Raw genomic sequence first — 16,797 nt, forward strand, 5'->3', positions numbered from 1 at the left:
TAATCCAATGATCTAGGGCGTAGGTTAAGGGAAGCGTCCCCTTGAAGCCTCATCAGTCTTAGCCCCAGAGGCGGCGGCGGTCTGGGCCATTTAGGCGTTGGTGGGCATCGCGGAGCAGCTCAGGAATTGGCAACTCACTGGGACAACGGGGCAGGCAGTCGCCACAGTCGGTGCAGCGGTTGCCCTTGCGACCCGAAAACCAATGTCCGGCATTCTCAAACATGCGATAGCGGTATTGGCCGTACTCGGCCATGTCGTAGGCCACGGCCAAATTTCGCAACCGCAGCACTTCGGGAATGTTGATGGATTCGGGACAGGGCAGGCAGGCGTAGCACTGCTGGCAGCGATCGCTCCCCAAGGTTTCCTGAGCTGCTGCTTCCAACCGTGCCAACGCCGCCACTTCTGCCGCATTGAGGGACTCGGTGCGATCGCACACCGCTAGCGGATACGCAAGCTCATCGGGTGCAGCAGGGCCAATGCTCAGGGTCGTCACGGCGGGTTGGCTCAGCAACCAACGATAGGTCAAATGCAGGGGCTCAAAGGGGGCGCAGAGTTCGCGCAGGCGAGCAGGCGGTGTGTAGAGCAGTCCGCCTTTGTCGGCTGGTGAAATGATAAACACACCCAAATCATGCTGCTGGGCCAACTTTACCGCTGGTTCATGGCGACGAAAAAAGGCGTAGTAGTGCAGATTGACAAACGCAAACAGCCCAGTGTTGATCGCGGCGGTGATGAGCTCTAAACTGCCATGGGTCGAAAAGCCGATGTGGCGGATCTTGCCCGCCTGCTGCGCCGCTTGCAGGGCCGCCATACACCCCTCGGGAGCCTGCACCCAGGCTAGATGCTCCGGCGTATTGATACCGTGAACCGCAAGGCAGTCGATCGCGTCAATCTGCAAGCGTTGCAACGACTCATCAATCTGGGCGGCCATACTGGCGGCGTCAGCAGTGGGCGGAATTTTGGTGGTGATGATGAGGCGATCGCGGGTTGCCGCCCCAAGTTGCTGCAATGTTTGCCCTAACAACAGTTCGCTCTGGCCGTAACCCCGAGCGGTCTCGATGTGGTTAATGCCCCGGTCAATCGCCGCACTGACTGTCTTGGTGAAGATCTCGGCAGTCGAGAGCGATCGCATCGTGCCCACCGAAAACACCGACAACTGCAACCCCGTTTTGCCAAATCGGCGATATTGCATCGTGTCGCATTTCACCCGTGCATCCTGCCCAGCCCTGCGTTACCCTTACTGCTCAAAGGTGTCGTTGCTAATGCCACCCTGCTGGGTAAAGTCGGAGGGGCTTAGATTAGAAATGAACTCTCGGAAGGCTTGTTTCTCGGCTTCGTCGGCGGCGCGATCCACCGGAATTGACGCATCAGCGATGACTTCTTCCATCACCCAAATCGGGGCGTCTAACCGGAGGGCGATCGCGATCGCGTCACTGGGGCGCGCATCCAATTCTTTCCGGGTTTCCCCCGCGCTCAGCGTCAGCAGCGCATAAAAAGTATTGTCTTTGAGTGCGTGGATCACGATGCGTTCTAGCGTCATTTCCCAGTCATCGATGAGATTGACGAATAGGTCGTGGGTCAACGGCCGGGGAGCTGGCTGATTTTCCAGCGCACCAATGATGGATTTGGCCTGATCTTGCCCGATGTAAATGGGTAGGGCGCGGCGATCATCGGTATCTCGCAGGAGCACCACGGGATTGCGTGAAATCGCGTCGAGTGCAATACCAGCGACTTTCATCTCAATCATTAGCTTGGCCTCTACAGCTCACTGGACGGGATAAAGGGTGGGGAAGCTCCACAAGTTAGTGTGATTCTAAGCGATAGCCACCGCTTTGAGGGCTCAGTCTTTCACTCCACGATTTGACTTGCAACGGCGGAAAAAGGTTCGGCTGAGGCCTGACCTGACTCCCCCCGATGTTAAAGACAACCCGACATCAGTATGGATGTGTTGGGAGAGAAAAATCGGTATCGTTTCTAAGTATGCCCTTATATTTCAATGTGTGGGGCCAGATGTCGTGAATATTTTGGGATGAAAATTTTGTGTTTACAGGCTTAATACAAACGCTAGGAAAGTTAACACGAGTCGACTCTAACCATCTCAAGATTGTCTGCGACGGGCCGGGTAGCGATCGCTTGCTGGCCGATATGGAATTAGGGGACAGCATTGCCGTCGACGGCGTGTGCCTCACCGTCGAAACCGCCCTGAACAATGGTTTTATTGCCACAGCCTCGCCAGAAACATTGGCAAAATCCACCTTGGGTAACGTGGTAGAGAATGGCTGGGTGAACTTGGAAAGCTCGCTGCGGGTGGGCAGCAAAATCGGCGGCCATTTTGTCACCGGCCATGTGGATGGCTTCGGGCGATTAGCATCGGCGGTTTCTGACGCCACCTCTTGGGAACTGCGGTTTGCCGTGCCCTCGCCCCAAGTAGCCCGCTACATCGTGCCCAAGGGCAGCATTGCCGTGAATGGCATCAGCCTCACGGTGGCTGACTGTAGCGCCAGCGGCGACTGGTTCACTGTGGCCGTCATTCCTGTAACCTATCAGGAAACCAATTTGCAGTATCTGCAGCCCCAACAAGCCGTCAATTTGGAAGGCGATGTACTGGGCAAATATGCCGAAAAATTTCTGAATTTGGGACCCACTCACAGGACCACGGAACCCGATATCGCCCTCGACTTTTTGGCTGAACACGGTTACGTCTAGCTGTTGTAAGGCGACGCATCAGTTCGCCAGTGTTGAGAAATCATGTTCACCCAAGACAATAGAGACACCTTGGCTCAGTCTGGGGTTTAGCGTTGTGGACTGGTGGATTCTTAGAGAGACAGCGATCGCACTGGTTTACTGGGTGCGCACTCGATTCCATTCGGCTTGCAAGACCGCTTCTATTTCCGCCGCGGGCAGGGGTTCGCCATGCTCAAAATAAAAGCCCTGACCAAACTGCACGCCTGACTGAGTGAGCGCCTGAGCTTGGTACTGAGTTTCAATGCCTTCAGCAATGACTGTCATGCCAAAGTGATTGGCGATCGCGCAAAAGGCATCGCACAACAACAGTGAAGCTTTCGGACCCGAAATAAAGCTTCGGTCAATCTTGAGCACATCAAAGAGACTGCCAATCTGATTAACCACACCCAAGCCGTTATAGCCAGTGCCCGCGTCATCAATGGCCCAGCCCGCCCCAGCCGCCTTCAAAGTCTTAATCGTATTCAGCAACGCCGCTTGCGATAGATCAGCGAAGGCTTCTTCTGTGAGTTCAAACACAAAATCATGATTTTTCAAAATGCCTTGCTGCAACACCTTTTGCGCGTGGTTGAGAAACTCAGAATTATTTAAGTCGTGAGCACTTAGATTAATGCTCATCTTTAGGGATTTATCAAAGCGGCTCCAGACGCAAGCCTGCCGATAGGCCTCAGCCACTACATAGTTTGTGATCAGCCCAATGAGGCCAGACTTTTCCGCCATGGGAATAAAGTCATCCGGCATGATCAGCCCCTTTTGGGGATGCTGCCACCGCACCAACGCTTCAAAGCCAACAGTGGGGTAGCTCGGATCTTGGAGATCAACAATGCGCTGATAGAACAAGACAATTTGCCCGTCAATGATGGCCTGTTTCAGCTCCCGGTCAAACTGATATTCTTGCTCGACCCGTTCTCCCATAGCCGGTTTATACAGCACCACAGGTTCATATTTTTCTCGCTCCGCCTTGCGCGTGTTGAGCGCAATATCAGCCAGACGCATGGCACTCTCCAGTGAGTCGTCTTTGTGGGCCAAATAAACCCCGATCGAGACCCCAATGTGCAAAATCAGGTCATTCACCGAATATGGTTTTTGGATGGCATCATGAATGCGCCAGGCCGTTTCTAACGCCACTTCTTGAGGGGCCGCATCGTCAATAGCCATCAACACCAAAAACTCATCTCCCCCCAGTCGAACAATTAGATCTTTGGGGCGGATACTGTGGCGAAGGCGATCCGCAACCTGCTGTAGCACCTCATCACCGACGGCATGTCCCTGCAAATCATTCACCTGCTTGAAACGGTCTAAGTCCAGATAAAGCAGGGCATTAAACTTGGGGGTTTGGTCTAAGATTTGACGACTATGCAGGCCCGTGAGACGGTCAAAAATAGCGGAATTTTTAAGCGCAGTGATATTCGCAAAAGTCACTCCAAATCCTTGCAGTAGGGGAAATGAACGATTTTGAAACCAGCCCAGGTTGGGGTAGTTAAATTCTGCAGTAATGTTTTCGCCTGCGGTGCTGCGGCAATATTGTTCAAACAGGCCGCTTTCTAAATGCTGTGGCATGGCCTGCAACAAGAGACGTCCCACCATAGTTTCGCGCGCTCCCTGTTGTATGGCGTAGGGGTTTTCAAGGGTGCAGCGAAAATCGACAATTTCATTAGTGTCACTATCTCGCACGGCATCAAAGGCCATCATGCCGATCTGAGCATTATCGAGAAAGCCTTTGAGCAGGCGCTGAGCTCGCAGTTGGCGGATAAAGTTGTCAGCCATCCCCCGTGCACTCAGGATGAGGGCGACGGCTTCGCCGCCGCTGATCAAAGCACACGGATAAATCGCCCAAGAATCGTGTCCCAAAAGATGGGTCGTGGCACAACTCAAAATAAACGCTGAGAATAAACCCAAATGGGCAAATAACTGCCACGGCAATTGATACTTACGCAGTCTCCAGAGCCAATAAATCAGACAAAAAGGAATGATTAGATACGCGATCGCAGTAGCGATATTGGCGATTTCAGAGGCAGTCAGTTCCACATCACTATGCTCCTCTGGTGAATTCTGTGACCATCTGAATCAGCGGGTTTCGTGAGCGACAGCTTGATCTCCGCCAATGGCCAACCGACAATCACCTGACATTTACTTTCGAATATAAGCCACATTTCTCACCAGGTTTCCAAAAACAGGGCAGCTCCTAGTCTCAGCAATATTCCTGTTACGGCCCGCAGTTACGCGAGTTCGATATGTTCAATCAACCTTACCTGACTTATCTGCTGGCAAACTGGCAAGACCAAACACATTTTTTCCCCAGCGAGGAAAAAATTGGCACAGATGTCCCCCAAGGCTCAAACTTTCAATCAAGATGCCGCGCCTCAAATTTGCGTTTAACCCTTTGGCACTTTAGGCCTGGGGCAATGAGGGCCATCCGTTCTGAAGCGTCACTGCAACCTAGTGGCGGCGATCGCAGAGTCAAACTCACGCCATGAGCGTTAGAGCCAGATATCTCAAGACATAAGGTCATCAGAGTTATTTTTAAAAGAGCTTCTAAAAAAACAATTAACGTTAGTAGATGTCTTAACCCAGCTATTCTATCGGCTGTTTTCTCTTTGAATATTTTGCCTGGGTTTAACAGAAGAAAAAATGCCGTTATTGACACAATCACCACAACATTAGTTGGCAATTTACCTGTGGTTGAAGATCGGCATTTGATCCACAGGCAAAGGGTATTCAGCAACATCGGCATGCCCTTCTCTGTTAGCAGCACATGCGCTAAGTAGGTGGAGATAAATAAACGTAGGTATATGTAGGTTGTGGTTGAGGAACGAAACCCAACGCCCGCATGGGTTATGCTGCGCTAACCCATCCTACAAAAGCTTTAAATATTTAGGGCACTTTACTTACTTTGGGCAGAACGAGTTGCTGACCTGATCACGATCGCGTTACGCCGATACTGGGTTCTGCCCTAGTGCGGCTGGCGCAGTCCAGCCATGGTTGAGCAGCCTATCCCATTGCATCTCGTAGCCTAGAGCATTGGGCAATTTGCCCAAATTCGTCGTGCCGTTTCGCCCATTCCCGTTTAGACTTTCTAGCAACGATTTTGCTCACGCGAAGGTCTACACACCGAGTCTCTGATGTCCCTACCTGTTCAGTCATCCTTGTCTAGCGATCGCCCCACCGAAAAAGCTGATTTGCGCCGTCGGTTACTCAAAGCTCGACAGGCCATTCCCCCCCAACAATGGCGTCAAAAGAGCGATCGCCTCTGCAAACATCTACAAACCTGGCCTACCTTTCAAAATGCTCATTGCATTCTCGCTTATTGCAGCTTTCGCAACGAGCCCGACCTCAGCCCACTGATGAATCATCGGCGCTATTGGGGGCTACCGCGCTGCGTGGGCAAACAAATGGTGTGGCATCAGTGGCTCGGGCCGCAATCTTTGCAGACAGGCAAATACGGCATCACCGAACCCGTCGAAATGGCGCCCGAGATTCATCCCGATATGGTGGATTTGATTTTGGTGCCAGCGGTAGCCTGCGATGTCACGGGCTATCGTCTGGGCTATGGCGGCGGCTATTACGATCGCATGTTGACCAAACCCCAGTGGCGACAAAAGCCGACGGTGGCGATCGTGTTCGAATATGCCCGCTTACCCAAGCTCCCCCGCGATGTGTGGGATCGCCCCATGCAGGGCATTTGCACCGAGTCGGGACTCTTTTTGCGAGGTTGACAACAGGGGCTCAGAGAGCGATCGCTTCCAACTATCTAGCGCGTTGATATCGGCCGATTGTTCAGTAAATGGATGATACAGACAGACTAAATCTCCTCGTCCTGCACACCCTGGACAATGCGCGAGAGTTCGCTCTTTTCATCAACAGCGATGCGCGTGGGAGAACCGCTAATGACGCGCTCCAAGTTGCGGAAGGAATCCTTAATGTCGGGACCACCATCGGTAATCTGATACTCGCGAATGCCCTTGTCGTGCCAGGAACCGCGCATTTTGAAGACGTTGAGGGCGCGCGACATTTCGCCCCGCACTTCCACATACTGAAGCATCAAAATGGTGTCGGTAATGGTGGAAATATGTGACTCGGTAATGGAGTGCAGACCCATGAACTGCTCGGTGGTGTTGGTGAAAAAGCCAGTGATTTCTTCCTGCTTAGCGTAACCCGTCACCCCAATCACAAACTGTCGGAAAGAACTGTTGCTCACGCCGCGGTCTAAGGCCGAGAGGGAATCGATCGCAATTCGGGCTGGTTTAAATTGCGAAATCTGCGACTTGATAATTTGCAAGTGATCTTCTAAGCCCGCCGATTCGGGGTAAGCGCAGAGAATTTTTAACAGCCCTCGCTGTTCCAAATCTTCAAAATCAATCCCCCAAGATGTGGCGTTGCGCAGTAATTGAGCGCGGGACTCTTCGTAAGCAAACAAAATCGCCTTTTCGCCATTAGCGCAGCCGTTTTCTAAGAACTTGCTGACTAGCAGTGTCTTGCCCGTGCCAGTGGCTCCAGTCGCCAGAATAATGGAATCGCGGAAAAAGCCACCGCCACACATTTCGTCCAAGGTCTGGACCCCAGACGACACCCGCACGTTGGACGATCGCTGCGTGAGCCGCATCGCCCCGAGAGGAAAGATGTTGATGCCGTTATCAATAATCGTGAAGGGATATTCTCCCTTCATGTGGGTGGTGCCCCGCAGTTTCAAAATCTCAATGGTGCGGCGGCGGCGCTCACCTTCCAGCACATTACGAACGATCACCACATTGTCAGAGACAAACTCTTCCACGCCATAACGCGCAACGGGGCCGTACTCGTCAACCCGCTCGGTGGTCATGATGCTGGTGACGCCCATTTGTTTGAGTCGCGCCGATAGGCGAAAAATTTCTCGCCGGACCACTGAGGCCGCATCATATTGCTGAAAAATCGCGGTCACCGAGTCGATAGATACGCGCTGCGCTTTGTATTTGCGAATGGCATATTGAATGCGCTCGATCAGCGCCGACAAGTCAAAGTTACCGACAACATCTTGACCTTCGGGATCGGGTGACGCATCAAGGATAAAGAGCTTGCCGTCATCAATCAGTTTTTGCAAATCCCAGCCAAAACTGAGGGCGTTTTTGACAATATCGGCGGGCGATTCTTCAAAGGTGACGAATACCCCAGGTTCGTCAAAATGGACGATGCCCAAATACAAAAATTGCACCGCCATCAGGGTTTTACCAGTCCCTGAAGTGCCGCTCACCAGGGTCGTGCGCCCAACTGGCAAACCGCCATGAGTAATATCGTCAAACCCTTCGATTAGGGTGCGAATTTTAGCAATGCTGTTAGAGCGCGTAATTGAATAAATATCAATGTCAGAAGATTGACTCATGGAGTTTATAAAACAGCCTTAGTTATTAACTAGCAAAGAGTTATTGAAAGTCACACTCAAGCCATAAGCCTATCGCGATCGCGGCACATTGAAAACTGTCGTTAATGACCTGTCGGCCTTTGGTGCCGTTGATCTAGACCGCTACTCAGGGCCGATGTCAGAGACGCCATCCCGCGAGTCTTCTCTAGTTGTAGAGATCGTCCTCACGTAGTTCTTCGTAGAGCAAATCGAGCCCAATCAATACCCGCTCGCGATCGGACAAATCACCAATAATTTTGCGTACTGGCGGCGGCAGAATTTTGGCCAGGGTGGGCGTCGCCAAAATCTTATCTTCTTCGGCTAGCTGGGGATTTTTCAGTACGTCAATCACCTTGAGCGCATAAACGCCTTGGAATTCTTGTTCTAGGATTTGATTGAGCGTTTTCAGCGCACGCACCGAGTTGGGCGTGTTGCCAGCTACATAAAGCTTGAGGACGTAGGTTTTCTTAGCGGGAGTCATTGATTCATCAACCAAAGTTAAGGGAACGGGTTTAAGCGCGGATGGCGAATTACAGGAGACGACCAGCCTCAGCAGCTCAGAGAGATGCTAATGGAGCTCGGGACATACTGACCCGGAAAGCGCGGCAAGCTTACGGAGAAGCTACAGCAAAAACCTAGCGATTCAACCTAACTCTAGGTCAAACGCCTTAATTTTGGGACTGAGCACATTTACTTTTGTCTTGATCCTTAACCTATCAAGGCACCTTAAAAGGTAACTGATCAAAGCCGATTTTTTTTAAGATTTTCGGGGCGAATTGAGACGTCTGCAGCGATCGCTGACGCTGTGACGGAGCGGTGTCTCCCAGTTGCGCTTGCCGCAGGGTGGACCGATTGGCGAGTGAGGGATGCTGGCGCGATCGCCCTCAAATCCTAGTGAATGAATTGTTGGTAATCTTGGCTCAAAAATAGTGCCCTCTCAGCATCGCGCCGCCGCACCAAACCGGGCAACGTTGCCCCACCGGCCTTGACCCAACGGGTAAACTCATCGGCGGCCCCAGCGTAATCGCCCGCGTTGAGTTTGCGGAGCAACGTCGAGTTGCCAAACGCCCCCAAACCGACGTTAAAGCTAAAGGAAACCAGGGCCGAAAATTGGTCGCTGTTGAGAGGCACTTGCACGCGATCGCGCACCCCGGTTTCAAACAGCTCTAAATCGGTTTTGAGAATGTCTTCCGCCTCTTGTTCCGAGATGGTCATCCCGGCCCGCACCTGGGGATCGCCCGCCGCCGAAGTATGGCCATAGCCAATCGTCCAAATGCCGACCGAGTCTTGATAGGCTTGCAGCTCTCGCCCTTCAAAATGTTTGATGATTGCGAGGCCCGCGTCATTGATGTGGTCGGTGCCTGAGCTGGGGGGCGGGGCGGGCGGAGTCGGTTTCGGATTGGGCTCTTCCGTCGCTTTCAGGGCAACCGTCATTGCTTGGGGATAATCTTCGCGCATAAACCAAGAGCGCACGGCTTGAATATTCAAGACTTGCTCGTCTGGATTAGTCTTCGAGGGATACTTAGTCAGCCGGGAAATCCAGTAACCGCCCTCCATTAAATAGATCGCTTTGCTCGTTTCTTTGATCCAGGTGCCCATGGGGATTTGTCCGGAAATACACAGCCCAACTTTAGAGTCGGCATCAAGGCTCGCATTCAAAGCCGTCCCGACTCATCATGGGGGCTCATTGGTTGCTGCCTCAGTCTAGTTTAGAAACTCAGGCAGCGGCGCATGAAACCCAGCAATTGCAACGATCTGCAAACTCTCGGGTCAGCTAATCAAGCCACCTTGCCATGCCCCAAATCGAGGTCGACTGATACAAACTTTTGTTGCGCCTAGCGGCCTGATCGTCAGGGTAGACGGACATTATGGCGAAGAACTCAGGTGACGGTAGAACTTCCCGATCGCAGCCGTTAAGATAGGTGAAGTTAGTTATCCGCTCGGAGTACCCGAATTTAATGACAGCCGCGATCGCCGATCATTCGTTTCAATCTGCTTTGGCAGTCCCCACCGTGCGGCGATTGGATAACGGACTCACCATCATTGCGCAACAAACCCCGACGGATGCAGTCAACCTGAATCTCTGGTTTCGGGTGGGGTCGGCGGTCGAGTCAGACAGCATCAATGGCATGGCCCACTTTTTGGAGCACATGCTGTTTAAGGGCACCGACCACCTGCCCCAAGGGGAATTTGAGCGCCGCATTGAGGCCCGGGGCGGGGTCGCCAATGCCGCCACCAGCCAAGACTATACGCACTTCTATTTCACCAGTGCACCGCAGGATTTTGCGGCCCTTGCGCCCTTGCAAATCGAACTGGTGCTGAATCCACGCCTCGCGATATCAGACTTTGAACGGGAGCGATCGGTGATTTTGGAAGAGATCGCCCGCGCCCACGACAACCCCCGACGGCGCATCTTTGCGCGATCGATGGCGATGACCTTTGACCGGCTGCCCTATCGGCGATCGGTGTTGGGCACCGCTGCGGTGGTCAAATCGCTAACCGCCCAGCAAATGCGGGACTTTCATCACTATTGGTATCAGCCCGAAAGAATCACCGCCGTCGCCGTCGGCAACCTCCCAGAAGAGGAACTCATTCAAACGGTAGCGGCTGGCTTTGAGCAGGCACTGGCCCGCCGTCAGCGAGTCGACGAGAGCCGCAACCCTGCCACTCAAGTGTGTCGCTCGGCCCCAGAAGCGCCGTTCGCGACAATCCAGCGTCACTCCTTTACGGATGCGGCGTTGCAGCAAGCCCGACTGGTGTTGAGCTGGCGGGTGCCGGGCCTCACGGATGTGGAACAGACGAATGCGCTAGATGTGTTGACGTCTATTTTGGCGCGGGGGCGACTGTCTCGCCTCGTGCGCGACCTGCGAGAGCAGCAGCAGCTCGTCACCAGCATCGCCGCCAGCAATATGTCGTACTGGCAGCAGGGTGTCTTTACTATTGCCGCCAGCCTACCCACGGAAAATATTGAGACGGTGGAAGCAGCGATCGTCGATCATGTGCAGCGGGTGCAGACTGACCCCGTCGCGCTAGCAGAGTTGCAGCGGGTGCAGACCCAAGTCGCTAACCGTTATGTCTTTGACAGCGAAAGCCCCAGCGACCTGGCCGGGCTCTATGGGTATTACCAAACCCTCACCGGGCAGTTGCAGCCAGCTTTGCATTACCCCAATGAGATTCAGCGACTGACGCCCGCCGATATTCAAATGGCAGCGCAAATCTACCTCTCGACGCAAGCCTACGGTGCCTTGCACATTTTGCCCACCGCTGCCCCGTCCACAATCTCGTGACCCATCCACGCAAGATTTAGATGCAATTAGCAAACTGAGGAGAGCCACTTCCCCTTGGTTCCTGCTCCTGTCCCTTATTGAGGCGACCTTCATAGCATTAGTGATTTTGACCCAATAGTGTAGCAATCTCCGTTGCAGTATTTCTTACATCAGGTGCAATATCTTTGACAGCATCCGCGGCCTCAATCAAACCCTCTGCACCCAAATTTAAGAAAGATGTATTAGGTGATTTTCGGGAACTTTCAGAAACCAAAACATCAGTCATTTCTGAAATACGTTGGGCATCTTCCAAACGGTCAGAAGGCATCTTTTGTAATGCTGCTTCCAGATTGGTCAGCAAGATTTTCAGCCTTTGGTGTTGGGTAAGATCACCCCAGGTTATATCGTTAATTGTAGGAAAACATCCAGTATTGTGAACATTTCCCCTCATGCCGGCAGTGCCGCCAAAAGCAACCGGGCCAATGATTTCCCCAATTTCAATATCGCTGAAGGATTTAGCGGCAGAGCGCTCACTCGATTTCATCTCGACGCGAGTGATGGCTCGTCTCAGTTGTAAGGCCAGCTCGTCAAAATCTGTAGTCTTGTCCACTTTGATAGCCTGACGATCAGAAACCAGAGGCCAGATCCAGTTGTGGGTTGCTTCATCATCCAGCAACAGTGGAACAACAAGTTTGTCTCCTTCAAGAGCGGAGACTAGTTCTTGCTTGACCCAATGACTACGTTGTGCGTGACGTGATAACACCAAAACAACGGCCCGAGCCTCCGCGATTTCACGAGCCACCTGGACTGAAAACTCTTCCCCCGCAACTAGGGTTTCTACGTCCAGGCAGGTAGATAGGTGGTACGGTTGGAGAGCATTTGCTAGTCGTAAAGCTACACCACTATCTTGTCTAGTGTACGAAATAAAAACGTCATGCATTGTGATTCTCCACTCGGTCGCTCAACTGTGAGAGATATTTGTCAACATCTTCGTCTGTCAGGTTCAAAAGATTGTTCGTTCCCAGCAGAGAGAGTATGCCAAGTTCTTGCAACTCTGACTCCGAAGGACCGTAGCGAATCGCGACGATGCGCTTATTGCGGACAAGAATAGCGCCGACCTCGGCCAGAACCCAAGGTCGGCGCAAGGAGGACCTAGTGAAAAGTACGAGCAACTCGTCGCAGATCGCTAGCTCGTCTAGAATCTTCCTTCGGAAATCATCTCCGTACTCAATTTCACCTGCATCTAAGAAAACTTTAGCGCCTGTGGCCTCTACTTTGGGTTTTAGCAAGTTGGCGACGACATACTTGTCATCGCTGCCATGAGAGAAAAAGACTCGATATGGTTGCATATGAGTGCACTCTGTTGCCTAGATGCCCTCAACCTCACAAGACTAGTAACTTGAAGGGCATACCGCTTAACTCATGATAAGTCAGTGATAGATCGAGATGCTGACATCGCAACGCTTTTGTTCAAGCTGGCTGGCTCGGATTAACGTTGCTAAATTGGTGACATCGCTAGGACACGCAACAATGGCGAGCACAGAACAATTAGCTTTACTCAAACAAGGGGTGGACGTTTGGAATCAGCAAAGGTTAGTGCTGTGGAATAAGTTCAATAAACAGCAGCTTTGGGAAGAGCCAAATTGGTTAGCTTCAGAAGAAGGCAAGCTGCTGTTCCCGGATCTTCGGGGTGTCAATCTTAGCGAAACCAGTCTCGAAAACGTTGACTTGCGAGAGATCAACCTTTTCAAGGCATCATTCCGGAACTCAAATCTTTTTCAGTCTAGGCTCGCTGGAGCCACGTTAGATGAATCAGATTTTAGTGGGGCTAGCCTAGAACAAGCCGATCTCAGTTTCGCTGATTTGTGTGGTGCAAATCTGAGTGGGGTGAATCTAGTTGCAGCAGACCTGACTGGAGCAGACTTGACTGGAGCAGACCTAACCGGGGCAGACTTAGACAGCGCTACTTTCAATATCACTAAACTTTCCGGCACTAAGTTCAACAGCGCGAACCTAAGCGGCACGATTTTTGCAGGTGTTGATTTAAGTAGTTCCCAAGGGTTGGAAGATTGCAGGCATTCATCCTACAGCCACGTTGACCACCAAACTCTCCTGAATAACAGTCAACTACCGCTGTCTTTTCTTCGAGGTGTCGGCTTACCAGATACCCTTATCGATTACATGCCATCTCTGTTGAATAAGCCAATTCAATTCTACTCTTGCTTCATCAGCTACTCTCATAAGGATGAGGAATTTGCTAAGCGCCTCCATGCAGACTTACAAGATAAGGGTGTGCGCTGCTGGTACGCACCAGAGGATTTGCCGATTGGAGCCAAAATTCGAGCAGGTATTGATCAAGCAATTCGCAGGCATGACAAATTGTTGCTGATTTTGTCGGAGCAGTCCGTTAACAGTCCGTGGGTGGAAAGCGAAGTGGAGTCAGCGCTGGAGAAAGAGCAAGAGAGCGGGTGTCTAGTGCTATTTCCGGTGAGGATTGATGATGCAGTGATGGACTCCAGCGATGGATGGGCGGGATTGATTAAGCGATCACGCAACATTGGTAATTTCTGCAACTGGAAAAACTACGATGTCTATCAATCTGTCTTCGATCGTCTCGTGAAAGACTTGAAACGTTCTCTGTCAGAGACAAGTTGACCCAGCTGGAATGATTCTATTTTGGGGTGGCCTTAATGAACTGTCAGGGATTATTGCTCAACATTTTGTCATCATCATTGACTACCCTTAAATTGCTACTCGTGTCGAGGATATTATTCGTAATAACTGACAACGTTGCCCAGTGACTATCAGGACTGCGGGTGCAACCATCGGGGCTGTTGACCACATTTATGCGCGGGGCGGGGGCGGCGCTGAGCGTGCAACTCCTGAGCGCCTGCATCCTTTACGCGGCGCAGGTGTGGCTGGCCCGCTGGCTGGGCACTACCGATTACGGCGTGTATGAATACGCCACTGCCATCAGCGTCATTGGCGCGTTTATTGCCAGCTTTGGGCTGCCGGGGGTAGCGCTGCGACTGGTATCGGCCTATCGCGCCCAAAGCGATTGGGCGCGACTGGGGGGGCTCATTGGCGGCAGTTGGCGACAGCTGTTGCTCGTCAGCATCGGCGTTGCCGGGTGCGCCACTGCCGGGTGGGTCTGGCTGCAATCAACTCGCGACTTGGGGGTCTATACCTGGCCCCTGCTCCTCGGCATTTGGAACATTCCGGGCTTGACGCTGCTCAGCCTCCAAAAAGAAATCATTCGGGGCTTTCAGCAAATTGTCTTGGCGTTTGCTCCGTCACTGATTGGGCAGCCCGTGATGCTGCTAGTGTTGGCGGTTAGTTGGCGATCGCACCGCTCCTTGAGCAGTACCGTCGCGATGGGGCTGAGTCTCATCGCCCTGCTCCTGGTGCTGCTGTTGCAGTGGGGCTGGTTTCAGACCCGACTCGCGCCCCCCATTCGCCGCCCCCCGCACATTTATGAAACCGCGCAGTGGTGGCGCATCGCCCTGCCGCTGATGCTGATGGGCGGTTCCTACATGATTTTGAGCCACACCGACACCCTGATGATTGGGCTATTGTTGAACGCCCAAGATGTGGGGATTTACACTGCCGCGTTAAAAACTGCCGCCTGGGTGCCCTTCATCTTGATGGCGGTTAATGCCATGGCCGCGCCCCTGATCGCCACCCTCTATGCCCAGAATGACCAAGCCGGGTTGCAGCAACTCGTTTCCACGATCGCCCGCTGGATGTTTTATCCCGCCCTCGCCATGGCGATCGCGATCGTGTACTTTTCGCACCCCATCCTGCAATTATTTGGAGCCGAGTTTGTCGCCGCCCAGGGAGCGCTAATTGTTTTGATGCTGGGACAACTCGTGAACGTCGGGGCCGGGTCAGTGGGCTATCTGATGACCATGACCACCTACCAAAACCAAGCCGCCGGAGTCATGGCCGCCAGCGCCCTCGTCAACGTGATTTTGAACCTCGTCGGCATTCACTGGTTCGGCATCTTAGGAGCCGCGATCGCCACCGCCCTCTCCATGGCCATGTGGAATATTTGGCTCTATCGCCTAGTGGTGCAAAAGCTCGGCGTCCGCCCCTCCATCCTCGATACCTTTTGAGGTGCAATCCTGATTGACTGACCAGCTGCCAGCGCCCACTCTCCCCCAAAATGTCGCCTTGAGGACACCCCCACGATCGCTCTTTTCAGCCCTCAATCACCATCAGTTTGCGGAGGCACCCCACCCGGCTTTCGCCGCTTGGCCGAACCTTTCGAGGGGCGTGGGGAAGTTAGGTCCCCACATCGGGGGTTTGGGGGCCTGCCCCCAAGGGTTCGGCAACGCAGCCCATTAGCTTCCCCACACACTCTCTCACCGCAATCCCATGCACCAATTCTCGTCGTCAGCAAATTTGTGCTCCCTCGCCCTTGTGATTTGCCCCACCTCTGCGTCACGCTGAAGGGCGATCACTTAAAGGATGCGGCGGCATGACAGACATTCGACTATTGGTGCTCGACATTGACGGCACAATCGCAGGCAAATCAAACGACGTCACCGAAGGCGTGAAGCAGGCGATCGCCGCCGCTCAGCAACAGGGCGTGCAAGTGGCGATCGCCACCGGGCGCATGTACCGTTCCGCCGTGCGCTTTCACCAGGCCGTGCAATCGCCCCTGCCGCTGATGTCCTACCAGGGCGCGCTGATCAAAGATCCCGTTTCCGGCAAACTGTACCGCCACACCCCCCTCTCCCGCGAACACACCCTGGCATTACTCGCCGCCCTCGCCGAGTTAGAAGCCGCCGAACGCCTCTCCATTCACCTTTACATCGACGACCAACTGCACGTCCGCGAGATTTTGACCGATACTCGCGAATATGCCGAACGCTCCGGCATTGAGCCGATTCCCGTCGGAGACTTAGCCGCTTATTTGAATGGGCAACGCGCGATCAAAACCACCAAGCTGCTCGCCCTCAGTCCCGATCCCACCGTCATCTCCGAATTGCTCAGTCGCTTTAAGCAGCAGTATCCCCCCGCTGAGCTCTATCTCACCCAGTCCGTGTCCACCTTCTTTGAGGCCACCCACCCCCTCTCCAACAAAGGCGCTGCCGTGAAATACCTGGCCGAAGAGCTGCTGGGTCTCACGCCTGATCAGGTCATGACCGTGGGTGACAACTTTAATGACTACGAAATGATTGGCTATGCCGGCGTCGGGGTGGCGATGGGCGATGCACCCGAAGGCGTTAAAGCGATCGCTGACTGGGTGGCCCCCAGTGTGGAAGATGACGGTGTGGTGAGCGCCATTGAGCAATTTATTTTGTAGCGATCGCTCGGCTCAGACAGCCCTAAAAAATATTTAAAACAGAAAGGACACCGACGACTGGCCGTGTTTCGTCTCGGTGCCCTTACTGGTTCGCTCCTCACACAGTA

Annotated in this window: 14 protein-coding genes; 6 read left to right on the top strand and 8 right to left on the bottom strand. The window is 53.1% G+C overall.

Annotated elements, in window-relative coordinates; all coding sequences use genetic code 11:
- Positions 1 to 58 precede the first annotated feature (58 nt).
- Both DYY88_RS01450 and DYY88_RS01455 read right to left on the bottom strand, forming a co-directional pair.
- Positions 59 to 1,189 carry an aldo/keto reductase gene (locus DYY88_RS01450; protein WP_039724630.1) on the bottom strand — a complete coding sequence of 377 codons (1,131 nt, stop codon included), beginning with the start codon at positions 1,187 to 1,189 and terminating at the stop codon, positions 59 to 61.
- 45 nt (positions 1,190 to 1,234) lie between these two features.
- Positions 1,235 to 1,744 (bottom strand): bifunctional nuclease family protein, encoded by a 510-nt coding sequence (locus tag DYY88_RS01455; RefSeq protein ID WP_039724629.1) that lies wholly within the window; start codon positions 1,742 to 1,744, stop codon positions 1,235 to 1,237.
- A 293-nt stretch (positions 1,745 to 2,037) separates the two neighbouring features.
- On the opposite strand from DYY88_RS01455, the gene ribE reads away from it, so the two are divergent.
- Positions 2,038 to 2,703 (top strand): riboflavin synthase, encoded by a 666-nt coding sequence (gene ribE / locus DYY88_RS01460; protein WP_039724628.1) that lies wholly within the window; start codon positions 2,038 to 2,040, stop codon positions 2,701 to 2,703.
- Between the two features lie 135 nt (positions 2,704 to 2,838).
- Here ribE and DYY88_RS01465 read toward each other — a convergent pair whose 3' ends face one another.
- Positions 2,839 to 4,767 (bottom strand): putative bifunctional diguanylate cyclase/phosphodiesterase, encoded by a 1,929-nt coding sequence (locus DYY88_RS01465; RefSeq protein WP_039724627.1) that lies wholly within the window; start codon positions 4,765 to 4,767, stop codon positions 2,839 to 2,841.
- Between the two features lie 1,094 nt (positions 4,768 to 5,861).
- Here DYY88_RS01465 and DYY88_RS01470 point away from each other — a divergent pair.
- Entirely contained in the window at positions 5,862 to 6,455 is a 594-nt protein-coding gene (locus DYY88_RS01470) for a 5-formyltetrahydrofolate cyclo-ligase (RefSeq protein WP_044150302.1), read from the top strand.
- An 86-nt stretch (positions 6,456 to 6,541) separates the two neighbouring features.
- Here the strand turns inward: DYY88_RS01470 and kaiC are convergent, their stop codons facing one another.
- The 3 genes from kaiC to DYY88_RS01485 form a co-directional block, all read right to left on the bottom strand.
- Entirely contained in the window at positions 6,542 to 8,095 is a 1,554-nt protein-coding gene (gene kaiC / locus DYY88_RS01475) for a circadian clock protein KaiC (protein ID WP_039724625.1), read from the bottom strand.
- A 184-nt stretch (positions 8,096 to 8,279) separates the two neighbouring features.
- On the bottom strand, positions 8,280 to 8,594 hold the full coding sequence (kaiB, locus tag DYY88_RS01480) for a circadian clock protein KaiB (RefSeq protein WP_039724623.1): 315 nt from the start codon (positions 8,592 to 8,594) through the stop codon (positions 8,280 to 8,282).
- Between the two features lie 410 nt (positions 8,595 to 9,004).
- Positions 9,005 to 9,712, bottom strand: a complete 708-nt coding sequence (locus tag DYY88_RS01485) for a lysozyme (RefSeq protein WP_084606890.1) — start codon at positions 9,710 to 9,712, stop codon at positions 9,005 to 9,007.
- 359 nt (positions 9,713 to 10,071) lie between these two features.
- Between DYY88_RS01485 and DYY88_RS01490 the strand changes: the two genes are divergently transcribed.
- Entirely contained in the window at positions 10,072 to 11,400 is a 1,329-nt protein-coding gene (locus tag DYY88_RS01490) for a M16 family metallopeptidase (RefSeq protein ID WP_039724622.1), read from the top strand.
- 97 nt (positions 11,401 to 11,497) lie between these two features.
- Here DYY88_RS01490 and DYY88_RS01495 read toward each other — a convergent pair whose 3' ends face one another.
- Positions 11,498 to 12,319 carry a toll/interleukin-1 receptor domain-containing protein gene (locus tag DYY88_RS01495; RefSeq protein ID WP_039724621.1) on the bottom strand — a complete coding sequence of 274 codons (822 nt, stop codon included), beginning with the start codon at positions 12,317 to 12,319 and terminating at the stop codon, positions 11,498 to 11,500.
- Positions 12,312 to 12,728 (bottom strand): toll/interleukin-1 receptor domain-containing protein, encoded by a 417-nt coding sequence (locus DYY88_RS01500; protein ID WP_039724620.1) that lies wholly within the window; start codon positions 12,726 to 12,728, stop codon positions 12,312 to 12,314. Before DYY88_RS01500 ends, DYY88_RS01495 begins: the two co-directional genes overlap by 8 nt.
- A gap of 97 nt (positions 12,729 to 12,825) precedes the next feature.
- On the opposite strand from DYY88_RS01500, the gene DYY88_RS01505 reads away from it, so the two are divergent.
- The 3 genes from DYY88_RS01505 to DYY88_RS01515 all read left to right on the top strand — a co-directional run bounded on the left by DYY88_RS01505 (position 12,826) and on the right by DYY88_RS01515 (position 16,690).
- Positions 12,826 to 14,034 (top strand): toll/interleukin-1 receptor domain-containing protein, encoded by a 1,209-nt coding sequence (locus DYY88_RS01505; RefSeq protein ID WP_084606889.1) that lies wholly within the window; start codon positions 12,826 to 12,828, stop codon positions 14,032 to 14,034.
- A gap of 161 nt (positions 14,035 to 14,195) precedes the next feature.
- The gene (locus DYY88_RS01510) at positions 14,196 to 15,494 is read left to right on the top strand and encodes a flippase (RefSeq protein ID WP_201278882.1); all 1,299 of its coding nucleotides are present in this window, start codon (positions 14,196 to 14,198) and stop codon (positions 15,492 to 15,494) included.
- A 365-nt stretch (positions 15,495 to 15,859) separates the two neighbouring features.
- Positions 15,860 to 16,690, top strand: coding sequence for a Cof-type HAD-IIB family hydrolase (locus tag DYY88_RS01515; RefSeq protein WP_039724617.1), 831 nt, complete (start codon positions 15,860 to 15,862; stop codon positions 16,688 to 16,690).
- The last annotated feature ends 107 nt before the right edge of the window (positions 16,691 to 16,797 follow it).

The organism is Leptolyngbya iicbica LK, assembly GCF_004212215.1.
Taxonomy (GTDB): domain Bacteria; phylum Cyanobacteriota; class Cyanobacteriia; order Phormidesmidales; family Phormidesmidaceae; genus Halomicronema; species Halomicronema iicbica.

What these genes read in the sequence shown, in the direction of transcription:
- kaiC (WP_039724625.1), bottom strand. Translation starts at nt 8,095, where the DNA reads ATGAGTCAATCTTCTGACATTGATATTTATTCAATTACGCGCTCTAAC.
- DYY88_RS01450 (WP_039724630.1), bottom strand. Translation starts at nt 1,189, where the DNA reads ATGCAATATCGCCGATTTGGCAAAACGGGGTTGCAGTTGTCGGTGTTT.
- DYY88_RS01505 (WP_084606889.1), top strand. Translation starts at nt 12,826, where the DNA reads ATGCTGACATCGCAACGCTTTTGTTCAAGCTGGCTGGCTCGGATTAAC.
- DYY88_RS01470 (WP_044150302.1), top strand. Translation starts at nt 5,862, where the DNA reads ATGTCCCTACCTGTTCAGTCATCCTTGTCTAGCGATCGCCCCACCGAA.
- DYY88_RS01485 (WP_084606890.1), bottom strand. Translation starts at nt 9,712, where the DNA reads ATGGGCACCTGGATCAAAGAAACGAGCAAAGCGATCTATTTAATGGAG.
- kaiB (WP_039724623.1), bottom strand. Translation starts at nt 8,594, where the DNA reads ATGACTCCCGCTAAGAAAACCTACGTCCTCAAGCTTTATGTAGCTGGC.
- DYY88_RS01455 (WP_039724629.1), bottom strand. Translation starts at nt 1,744, where the DNA reads ATGATTGAGATGAAAGTCGCTGGTATTGCACTCGACGCGATTTCACGC.
- DYY88_RS01515 (WP_039724617.1), top strand. Translation starts at nt 15,860, where the DNA reads ATGACAGACATTCGACTATTGGTGCTCGACATTGACGGCACAATCGCA.
- DYY88_RS01490 (WP_039724622.1), top strand. Translation starts at nt 10,072, where the DNA reads ATGACAGCCGCGATCGCCGATCATTCGTTTCAATCTGCTTTGGCAGTC.
- DYY88_RS01500 (WP_039724620.1), bottom strand. Translation starts at nt 12,728, where the DNA reads ATGCAACCATATCGAGTCTTTTTCTCTCATGGCAGCGATGACAAGTAT.
- DYY88_RS01495 (WP_039724621.1), bottom strand. Translation starts at nt 12,319, where the DNA reads ATGCATGACGTTTTTATTTCGTACACTAGACAAGATAGTGGTGTAGCT.